Raw genomic sequence first — 10,723 nt, forward strand, 5'->3', positions numbered from 1 at the left:
AGTTTTTGGCTTATATTTTGTCAATTACTTTATTTATCTTCTCTCTATTATATAACTAAACAGCTCATTTTTTGTGCATTTTGTGTATTTATTTGTTAAATTTTTATCTTTTTTATAAAAATAATCACTAACTTAAATAAAACACTTAATTTATTCAAGCCTGAAATTTCTAATTTCATTGACTATCAGGCCGTATTACCGTATATTTAAGATATATTGGAAACTAAAATATATCAGGAGTAAGAGACACGTACTTTTAATCATATTAATTAAAATGGAACGGGAGACTTTTATGACAGGTGAAAGGTTTAAAACAAGAGATTTTGGAAATGTATTTCGGCTCATTTATTCCGAAAAACAGTGTACACGTCAGCAGATTTCTGCAAAACTCGGGATTAGCCTGCCTACAGTTACACATAATCTGAATTTACTCGAAGAAAGCGGCTTAATCTATAACGCTGGCGCACAGCAGGCAACCGGCGGCCGAAAGGCCCATATGTTCCAGTGCATTGCCAACGCCCGCCTTGCTTTGGGTATTGATATTACAAGGCATCACTTGTCCCTTGTTTTGATCAATATGAACCTGGATATTCTCTGCAAAAAGAGATTTCGCTGTACATTTGAAGACTCTCACGCATATTTTGAAAATCTGCGAAATGAGATCGAGCAGCTTCTGTCAGAGAGTCAGACAGATCCCGGAAAACTTTTGGGGATCGGCATATCTATGCCTGTTATCATCAACAGAGATCAGAAATCTATTTCTTATGCAACAGTCATCAATCTATCAGGCAACATATATGAACGCATGGCTTCCCACATTCCTTATCCTTTCCTGCTATTCAATGACGCCAATTCCGCCGGACTTGCAGAAAGCTGGTTTTCCGATTCCAGCGAGACCATAACTTACCTTTTTCTCGGCAGTTCGGTGGGCGGAGCCTATATGACCGGAAGACAGATCCAAAACGGCGCCAATCGAAGAGCAGGAGAATTTGGCCATATGTGCATCGTTCCGGGCGGCGCACCTTGCTACTGCGGGCAGAAAGGATGTCTGGACGCTTACTGTTCCGCAAAGGTTCTGTCTGATTTTACAGACGAAAATCTCGGCGTTTTTTTTGAAGAATTGAAAAAAGGAGACAATCCGGGATACATCAAGATTTTCAGCCAATATATGGATCATCTTGCCATCGCCGTCAAAAACCTCCGCATGTGTTATGACTCTGACATCGTATTGGGAGGATCTGTCGGACCATATATGGCTGATTATATAGAGGAGTTCAGAAAAAAAGTATCTTCTCTCAATCCCTTTGAGCAAAACGGAGATTATGTACGAGTCTGCCACTACCAGACAGAAGCTGCCGCCGTAGGAGCCGCCATATACTACATCAACGAATTTATCGAAGACTTATAATGCAGCATACTCAAAGCTTCCTTCTCTTGAAATCCCTCCAAAACTGCGCTATACTTGACTCATATATTTTGTTAAGGCTTTACTAATTAAGGAGTTAAGATGAACGACAAATTGAGAGAAGAATTTTTCTGCTCTATGGCATGCTTTAAAAAACTGGAATCACTTTTTTCTCTGGAATGCGAAATGCAGATCAATGAGATGGCGATCCTTCATGATATTTCCGGCGGATGCAGCTGCAGCGAAGAGTCCTGCACTAATTTGAATGTACCAAAAATGCAGAAACGTCTGCGCATCTCCAAACCCGCCGTTTCCTATATTCTCAATACACTGGAGAAAAAGAACTATATCACGCGGACTATCGATCCAAAAGACAGGCGGAAAATTTCCATCAGCACAACTGCTGAAGGACAGGCTGCCGCACAGCACTCTATGGAGAAATGCGAAGAAGCCTGGAAAAAACTTCTTCTGGAATTTGGCGAAGATAATATGGAGCAATTAGTTCATCTTTTAAATCGTTTAAACGAACTTTTCTGTACATTTGAAAAACCGGAAAAATAAAGAAGCTGAATCTTAAAATTCGTCAGCTTCTTTTCGCTATGACTGCTTTTTCTTTACAGGTATCCACACTTCATAGGTTGTCTTTTGCGGATCGGGATTAAAGTAAACCTCTATGTCCGGCCCTTCCGTAAACTCAAACCCGGAAGTGGGAAGCCACTCTGTTACAATACGTTTCTCTAATTCCTGAATGGATTTCCCCGTGCCGGCGCCGGGAAAAATTGCCCACATACTTTCCGGGATGATATATTCTTCCAAAGAATCATCAATATCCGCCGAAGACGAAACTGCTATATAGTATCTCCACTGCTCATCATCACTGCAGGCGCTTATGCCTAAGACTCCCTGAGGCTGCGCATCCATCAGTGAAATGATTTTTTTGATCGTACCATCCTCAACGGCCCCATCCCACATCTGCGGCACTTCTAAAAAGTTCTGTTCGATTTCCCGGCTTAATGGATATGACTTTCCAACGATACGAAACGCCCCTTTTGTTTCTATGCGATAATTCATTTCTTCCACTCCTTTGACCGTAATCTTGAATGTAATAGGAGGAAATGATTTTATTGCTGTCCCCTCATTCTTTACCGAGGACGGGGTGATCCCATGGACCGACTGAAACGCTCTGTTAAATGCAGCAGGCAATTTGTCCCAGTTTTTCGTATTCTATTTTGCCTGTGAGCTTTTCTTCTATATAGCGAATCGCCTCATTTAACCGTTCAATCCAATCCATTTTTCATTTCTCCTTTTACAATTTCATTTTATCAGTCTGCAAAGGATCCGTCCTCGCTTTTCCTGCACGAAAAAGAGAGCCCTTATCCCGCCAGCTTCCGAGTATAATTTCTCATCATCACAACTGCATAAACTGCCGTAAACAGTTCTGTAATCGGCATTGCAAACCACAGGGCGTCTGCTCCGACCAAAGCCGGAAGAAGCAGAATCAAAATTCCGCTGATAACAAGTCCTCGTGATACTGATACCACAAATGCTGCCTGGGGCTTCATAACAGCCTGAAAATAATAAGTTGAAAAAATATTCAGTGGCAGCAGCAAAAATGAGATTCCGTAACTCCGTATAATAGAGGGCGCGATCTGCAGCACCGCCTCTGTAGGATCCATGAAAATGCGGATAAACTGATTGGGAATCAACATGCAGAGCGCTACCCAGACAATGCCGAAAAACGTGGTAGTTCCCAGGGCATATTTCAATGTCTCCCGAATCCTGCTTCCCTTTCCTGCCCCGAAATTCGCGGACAGAATCGGCTGGGATGCCTGTCCCACACTATAAGCACAGCACTGTACAAACGTACTGATATTGACGATCACGCCATAAACCGAAAGCGCGTTTGTTCCCAGATAAGCCATGATCTGACGGTTAAACAGGATCGTTAATATTCCCATTGCAATATCAATGAAAAAGGTAGCAAATCCGGTCACAATAACCTCGCGGAATTTCTTCATTATTCCGGAAGGCCGTACCAGACGCAATGTATTTTTCTTTGTAAAGAAATGGGACAGCATCGCCAATATAGAAATCACAGAGCCGATCGCCGTTGCAAGGCCGGCACCAAACGCTCCCATATCACATATAAACACAAAGAAATAATCTCCGAATATATTAAAAATTCCTCCTGCCAGCACTGCCCCGGTAGCCAGGCCCGGATTTTTATCATTTCTAAGATAGGCTGCCAGCATCTGTGTAAAGAGGAAGCAAGGCACAACAAATTTAATCGGTTTTACATATTGCAGCGCCAGCGGAAGCGTTTCTTCTCCTGCCCCGAAAAGCAGGAGCAGTTCCCGATCCAGGAAAATAATAGCCGCCCAGGCAGCCAGAGCCAGGATCACCGAACCGATCACCGAGATAGTAAAATATTCGTTAGACCGTCGGATCTCGCTTCCTTCTCTCCCTCTGATCGTACTGAAAAGAACAGATCCGCCGATCCCCATTAAAAGTCCCATGCTGTAAATAATATTCCAGACAGGCGCCACTACCGCCAGGGCCGCCGCACCTTCCGGGCCATGATACTGCCCCACCATGGCCATATCTACAATAGAATAAATAGAAGTAATCAAGGCGCTGCCAAACGCCGCTGCCAGATATTTAAAGTAAAGTGTCTTGATTTTTCCATTTAGGAAGTCCATTTTCAATCTCTCCTTTCACTAATAACGGAGCGTTTTACTTAATCAAGAATTTCGTTCCCGCTTAAATAAAAAAGCCGGATAAAGAGACAGGCGTTTCAGCCTGTACCCTTATCCAGCTCGTCATTTCCAACGAATGATCTGCCCTCCGTGCAGTCTATAATTGTATATATCTTTCCTTCATTTGTCAAGAAAATCTCCCCAAAAATCTGTAAATCCGAAATCCAGGACATTATGATCGAGACTCTTGACAACTTAAACGTCCGCATCCGCAATCAAATGCAGGATTACCACCCGGTCATTCTAAAAACACTTACGCTGAAAGAAAACTTAATAAGTCTCATCGAAAGCGTCTCCTCCGCATTTCCCCAGCGGAGCCTGAAAGTATCCTTCGATTGCCCTGATACTCTGTTCGTTGCAGAGCCGTACGATCTATTGATGTACAGACTGATAAAAGAACTTTTAACCAATATCTACAAGCATTCCGACGGAACTCTCGCATGGATCACCGTTTCTTCGGAAAAAGATACTGTAAATCTCAGCGTCTGTGATAACGGGAGCGGAAATCCTCTGAACGAGAAATTCGAAACCAACAGCCCCCTTTGGCATAAAGGAATTTTTTCCATAAAAGAGCAGATTTCGGATTTAAACGGAATCATGTCTATTTCCGACAATAGCCCTCATGGGGTTCGGATCGATATTTCATTTTTGATGAAAGGAGATGTTTCTTATCAATATTTTGTTAGTTGACGATCATGCCCTTTTCGCCAAAAGTCTGGCGATCGCATTAGAAGAATATTCCGAGCTCGAGCATTTCATCATCACACAGGAGACAGAAGGACTGGCAGATCTTGTGCTCCGGGAAAGTATTGACATTGTCCTGATGGACATCAACCTGGGAAAATTAAGCGAAAACGACGGACTGACGCTGGCCCGGCGCTTATTAAAAGCCATTCCGGATTTAAAGATCATCATACTTACCGGCTATGACCTGCCCGTTTACCGGCACGAAGCAAAAAAATCCGGAATATCCGGATTTCTTAACAAAAATATAAATCCTGATAAACTACTGGATTCTATCCTCGCAGTTTATCATGGCCGTTCCTGCTTTCCGCCGGACGAAAACGAGCCGGTTATCGAAGAGCTGACCAGCACGGAAAAACAGATCCTGCAATTAATTTCCTCCGGGAAAAAGCGTAAAGACATCGCAAAAGAACTCTATATCAGCGAACGGACACTTTCCAATCATTTACAGCACATTTATGAAAAACTGGGCGTGACTTCTTCCATCGAAGCGGTTGCCAAGGCGTTTCAAATGGGGTATATTGCGCCTTTGAGGTGAGGAGCGGAATAAGCTCATTGTCTCAACTTCGCCGTTATCTGAATCTGTATTTTCCTTTTCCATGACCGGATACAGGCACAATGACTTCATGCTTTACCAGTTCCTTCAAAAATTCTGATGCTCTGGAGGCCTTAATGTCAATTACCTTCATCACATCCGAACGTCCAAAGATCTCCTGACCAGGAAATGCCTCGCGAAGCTTTAAGATATATCTTGCCGTTTTGGGGCGAAACAATTCTCCAATGTCCGGTTTTGATTCTCCAATGTCCGGTTTTGCGGTTTCAATGTCCGGTTTTTCTATGTCCTTGAAATTACCACTGATATGCAATGTCCGATTATGAAGCGGATGATTTTCATCCAACAAAAGATTTCTTAAAAACACCTCCAGAAATTCTGTCGTCTCGTGTATACCATTTTTCAGATCATTATAGTTGGCTCGAACAAGGGCATTACGAAAGTACCACGCATTCTCTGCAAAAATATCATTTGTTACGTCAAAACCAAGCGTCTTCAAATATTTGATAAAGAACACTGCCGTAGTTCTGGTATTCCCCTCTTCGAACACATGAATCTGCCATAATTTTGAAATAAATATCGCAAGATGACGAATGATCTCATCCATGGAAAGATTTTGATAAGAGAAGTTTCTTTCTTCTGAAAAATCATAATCCAGAGTCGCCCTCAGCTCTGTGGCACTGCCATAGAGTACAGTTGCTCCATCAAGCACCCACTCTTTCTTCGTGATATTGTAATCCCGGATACACCCTGCATGAGGATAGATGCCGTTAAACAGCTTCTTGTGAATAGAAAGATATTGATTTGGCGTGAAGCTGAACGCTTTCTCTGAAAGAAGCTCCGCAATTCTGACAGAGACCTTATCAGCCTCCTCTGTGCGATCTGCCGCATTGCGGGCAGGATTCTCTTTATAATAGTCATACAGAAGCGCATTTGCCTCTTCAAAGGATATCTCCCCCTCAATATTACGGACAGCTGTATGCACCAGATATTCAGATGTTTTCAGACCATCAACAGCCTGGAGACCAATGGCAGTATGCCATGCATACCCCTTATCCCGTTTATCCGGTTCTGACTCTCTGATATATTCTTTAAAAGGATCTTGGTTCACTCCATCTCACCTCCATTTTCTGCCCAACAATATAAAAAAAGTATACCACCTGTTCTCCAAGGTCTATCCCCTTGGGTAAATCAATTCCCCCATATCCATTCTGCGGAAACAGAAACACACAGTCTTTTTACCCAGAATCGGAAGAAGTCCTTGATTTACTGGGCTTTCCTCGTCAGCCGAACAACCGTCTCGACATGCACCGTCTGTGGAAACATATCCACCGCCCGGACTCTCTCCAGTTCATATCCTCTTTCCCTTAAATACTTCACATCCCTTGCAAGTGTCGCCGAATCACAGCTTACATATACAATTCTGTCAGGCTGCATTTTTACCATAGTGTTTAATACTGCTTCCTCGCATCCTTTTCTTGGAGGATCCACTACAATTACATCTGCGTAAATTCCCTCTTTTTCATATTTTTCGGGAAGAACGTCTTCTGCTTTTCCAACATAAAAGTCTGCATTATCAATGCTATTTATCCTGGCATTATTTTTCGCATCATCAATAGCCTGCGGTACAATCTCAACTCCATATACCTGCTTTGCCTTTTGTGCAAGGAACAAAGAAATTGTCCCGATTCCGCAGTATAGATCCCATACCGTTTCTTTTCCGGTAAGGCCCGCATACTCCAGGGCTGTCCCATAGAGCTTTTCTGTCTGTATTGGATTCACCTGATAAAAAGACAGGGGAGAAATCTGATATTTTACATTTCCAATGTAATCCGTAATATAGTCTTTGCCCCAAATTATCTTTATACAGCTTCCCATAATGACATTTGTTTTTTCTTCATTCACACTATATGAAATACTCGTCATTCCCTCAATCTGGTTAAGCTGTCGGACCAGTTCATCACTGTGCGGCAGAGTTTTCCCATTAATCACAAGACAGACCATCATTTCTTTTGTTGTAAAGCCTTTTCGGATCAGGACATGACGCACCAATCCCTTATGCGTTTCTTCATTGTAGGCTTCCACTTTGTACTTTTCCATGAAGGTCAAAATTATCTGAAGTACTTCTCGATTCTCTTCCGCTCCGAGGGCACAGTCGCCATCAGGTACCGGTATGATCGAATGGGTTCGTCCTGCATAGAATCCTGCTGTCAATTTTCCGTCCCTCGTCCTTCCAATGGGGAACTGGGCCTTATTTCGGTATCGAAACGGCTGCTCCATGCCACATATGGGCTCCATCACTTTGTCCAGCATTTCGGGGCTGATATCGCCAAGGCGAATCAGATTGTTGCGGACTTTTTCATGTTTAAAGGCAAGCTGGCTGTCATAGCTCATTTCCTGGATCTGACATCCTCCACATTGACGTGCTGCTGGACACCTTGCCGAAATTCGTTCATCAGATGATTGAATAATATTCATTAATTTTGCATATCCATAATTTTTCTTGGCTTTCATAATTTTGGCTTCCACCACATCACCAACTATAGCGTCTTTAATGAACAGAGTATATCCATCTACCTTTCCGATTCCCTCTCCGCCAATGCCAATATCCTTGATTTCTACTGTAACAATATCATTTTTCTGCATAAAAATACTCCATTTTTACAAAAATACCCACCACTAATATCAATTTGGGACGTAGTACTTTTGAAGTTTACTACGTCCCCGTTAACAGTTTATTCACATTTATATCGATGTTTTCCGCAGGTTTGTCTCGAACAGACGGTTATATCCCAGCCAGTCTTTGCTGTTTTTGTCTTTGAAGATTTCTGTCAGTGTCTGCATTTTTGCGTCTGTGCAGTCTGCGAAGTGAAGCGCCATCGCCTCTGCCAGAGCCGGCTTTTTCGGTGAACCGTATTCCAATTCGCCGTGATGAGCGATAACGCAGTGTTTCAGTTCATTTGCCAGTTTTTCCGGAAAGTCCGGTATTTCTCTGATCGCGTCGCTGATCATTTCCACGCCGATCACAATATGTCCGAGAAGCTGACCATCGTCGGTATAATCGTTTGTCGGAAAGGGGGAAAGTTCTTTCATTTTCCCAATATCGTGGCACATTGCTGCCGTATAGAGCAGATCCCGGTTGAGGATCGGATATGCGCCTGCCATGTACTCGCAGAATTTCACGACACTTAATGTATGTTCCAAAAGGCCTCCGGAAAATCCGTGATGTACGCTTTTGGCTGCCGAATGTGCTTTAAACTTTTTAATAAATTTTTCGTCTTTTTCAAAATAATATTCTATCACCTGACGAAGATATGGATTTTTAATCTGTTTGCCGTACGCCAGTAGTTCCTGATACATACTCTCCGGATTTTTCTCGGTTGTCGGCATATAATCAGCGGCGTTGTATTCGTCTTCATATGCCTTCCGTATCTGTTTAATATTCATCTGAAGCGCATTGTTATAGCTGATAATCTCTCCATACACTTCAATAAAATCCATTTCATCATAATCTGCGATTCCTCCGGAATTTGGATCCCAGACCTTCCCGTCCAGTGTTCCTGTCTTGTCCTGTAGGATCAGATTATCATATGGTTTCCCGTTTCTTGTTTCTGCAGAACGTTTTCCTTTGCAAAGATAAATGTTCCGAATTGTCTCTCCCTCGCAGAGAGTATTGATATATCTCATATAGCTGCCTCTTTCTAGTCTGATTTTTGTTATTCTTTACTTCCTATGGCCACTGTAAAATCAATGTCCACGTAACCGCCATTTCCCTGTCTTTTTCCTTCTACTTTAATTTCTTTTCCAGCATCCAGTTCCATCAGGGCATTCGTATATCCACTCAGCGTGGAAATACTGGTTTTTCCAATGCGGGTGATCACATCCCCGCTTTGAATCCCTGCCTTCATGGCCGGAGAATCCGCTGCAACTTCCTGCACATAAATTCCTTCCGGAAGCCCCTGCTGTTCTGCAAGATCCTCTGTTACTGTCACGCTTAAGATTCCAAGATAAGGAACGGCTTTATTATTCGACAGAAATTCAACGGCTTTTTTCAGATCAGAAATGCCATAGGCGATGACCTGCCCCTGCCCTTCTTCATCCAAAAGCGTCTGATCTATGATTCCAACGATCTGTCCGTCCGTATCAGCCAAAATACCTGTCCCTGCCTGTGAAGACGGGATATCTGTGCAAATGAGATCATATTGCCCATCATACTTCATTACTCTATTTGCAGTAGAAGCCGCAATGCCGATCCCCATTCCTCCGTAATAACCGAATGGACTTCCCAAAGCCAGGATTACCTCACCTTTCAAAATACTATTGGAACTTCCCAATGTAGCAATCTGAATCTGATTCCATGCAGATTCCGACACTGTATTTTTGGCTACAGCCAGAACCGCAATACCCAGATTATCGTCTCTCTTTTTCAGGCTTGCCGGATAAGTCTTCCCGTCCGCCAGTTTGACCGTGATATTTGCACTGCCGCTTAATACTCTGCTGCTTCCCAAAATAAGAAGTTCTGTCCCATTATCTTCAAAGAGTACTCCTGCTGCACTGGATACCGCCGGTTCCTCATCCGACTCTTTACCGCTCCCTTCTGCCCTGATCTCCACGATGCTGCGGTTTACAGTATTTCCTATATTTATAAGAGCCCGATTCATTTCCTCATAGTCTTCAACTGTCAGAGTCTGCGCCTCCTGCGTTTCTCCCTGCCCTTCTGCTTCTGTCTCTTCTTCTTCCTCTTCAGGAATTGTAATTTTCTGCGGATTGCCGGCAAATTTTTCCTCTGCCCAGGGTTTGAGCGCACAAAATCCTATGCATGCTGCAAGGCCAAAAACAAGGCCAAGGCCTGCATACTTTAAAACGATATTCCGGAGCTTGTTATGTCCGCCATTTTCATCCTTAATCGTTTCCTGAAGGAAAGCATAATCATCCTTCTTTTCTTCAGGTTCTTCCTGATATCCCATGACGCATCTTCTCCTCGTACAATCCTTTTTTTAGTATACAATATCGCCCCGCAATGTTCAACATTTATCCTTTCCTTTCCCCCTCAAATGGGGTATAATGTCCACGTAAGCAAAGAGCCATGCAGAAATACAAGAGATCAGCAGGGGCTGCTTGCAGACACTGCTGGTATCTTGTATTTCTATAGGGCGAATGCCCGTGAGCGAGAGACTTTTGTCTCGAGCTCGCATGGCTCTTTGCGGGGACTTGTCTTTCTTAGGGCGAATGCCCGTGAGCGAGAGACTTCTGTCTCGAGCTCGC

Annotated in this window: 9 protein-coding genes and 1 pseudogene; 4 read left to right on the forward strand and 6 right to left on the reverse strand. The window is 43.2% G+C overall.

Annotation, left to right across the window (positions count from 1 at the left end):
* The first annotated feature begins 274 nt into the window (after positions 1 to 274).
* On the forward strand, positions 275 to 1,408 hold the full coding sequence (locus WJ238_RS00255; protein WP_337605836.1) for an ROK family transcriptional regulator: 1,134 nt from the start codon (positions 275 to 277) through the stop codon (positions 1,406 to 1,408).
* A gap of 99 nt (positions 1,409 to 1,507) precedes the next feature.
* Positions 1,508 to 1,966, forward strand: a complete 459-nt coding sequence (locus WJ238_RS00260) for a MarR family winged helix-turn-helix transcriptional regulator (RefSeq protein ID WP_337605837.1) — start codon at positions 1,508 to 1,510, stop codon at positions 1,964 to 1,966.
* Positions 1,967 to 2,002: 36 nt separating this feature from the next.
* Here WJ238_RS00260 and WJ238_RS00265 read toward each other — a convergent pair.
* Positions 2,003 to 2,696 (reverse strand): annotated as a pseudogene (locus WJ238_RS00265) (GyrI-like domain-containing protein).
* An 82-nt stretch (positions 2,697 to 2,778) separates the two neighbouring features.
* The gene (locus WJ238_RS00270; protein WP_337605838.1) at positions 2,779 to 4,104 is read right to left on the reverse strand and encodes an MATE family efflux transporter; all 1,326 of its coding nucleotides are present in this window, start codon (positions 4,102 to 4,104) and stop codon (positions 2,779 to 2,781) included.
* 231 nt (positions 4,105 to 4,335) lie between these two features.
* Here WJ238_RS00270 and WJ238_RS00275 point away from each other — a divergent pair, with 231 nt between their 5' ends.
* On the forward strand, positions 4,336 to 4,851 hold the full coding sequence (locus WJ238_RS00275) for a sensor histidine kinase (RefSeq protein ID WP_337605839.1): 516 nt from the start codon (positions 4,336 to 4,338) through the stop codon (positions 4,849 to 4,851).
* Positions 4,841 to 5,443, forward strand: a complete 603-nt coding sequence (locus WJ238_RS00280; protein WP_337605840.1) for a response regulator — start codon at positions 4,841 to 4,843, stop codon at positions 5,441 to 5,443. Before WJ238_RS00275 ends, WJ238_RS00280 begins: the two co-directional genes overlap by 11 nt.
* 34 nt (positions 5,444 to 5,477) lie before the next feature.
* Here WJ238_RS00280 and WJ238_RS00285 read toward each other — a convergent pair whose 3' ends face one another.
* From WJ238_RS00285 to WJ238_RS00300, 4 genes are all read right to left on the reverse strand, one after another.
* Positions 5,478 to 6,569, reverse strand: a complete 1,092-nt coding sequence (locus tag WJ238_RS00285; RefSeq protein WP_337605841.1) for a Fic family protein — start codon at positions 6,567 to 6,569, stop codon at positions 5,478 to 5,480.
* Positions 6,570 to 6,724: 155 nt separating this feature from the next.
* Entirely contained in the window at positions 6,725 to 8,104 is a 1,380-nt protein-coding gene (gene rlmD, locus WJ238_RS00290) for a 23S rRNA (uracil(1939)-C(5))-methyltransferase RlmD (protein WP_337605842.1), read from the reverse strand.
* 99 nt (positions 8,105 to 8,203) lie between these two features.
* Positions 8,204 to 9,145, reverse strand: coding sequence for a 3'-5' exoribonuclease YhaM family protein (locus tag WJ238_RS00295; protein ID WP_230105056.1), 942 nt, complete (start codon positions 9,143 to 9,145; stop codon positions 8,204 to 8,206).
* A gap of 29 nt (positions 9,146 to 9,174) precedes the next feature.
* Positions 9,175 to 10,425: a S1C family serine protease gene (locus WJ238_RS00300; RefSeq protein WP_316269692.1), complete on the reverse strand. Its 1,251-nt coding sequence runs from the start codon at positions 10,423 to 10,425 to the stop codon at positions 9,175 to 9,177.
* Positions 10,426 to 10,723: the final 298 nt, after the last annotated feature.

The organism is Claveliimonas sp. (assembly GCF_037273965.1).
GTDB classification, from domain to species: domain Bacteria; phylum Bacillota; class Clostridia; order Lachnospirales; family Lachnospiraceae; genus Claveliimonas; species Claveliimonas bilis.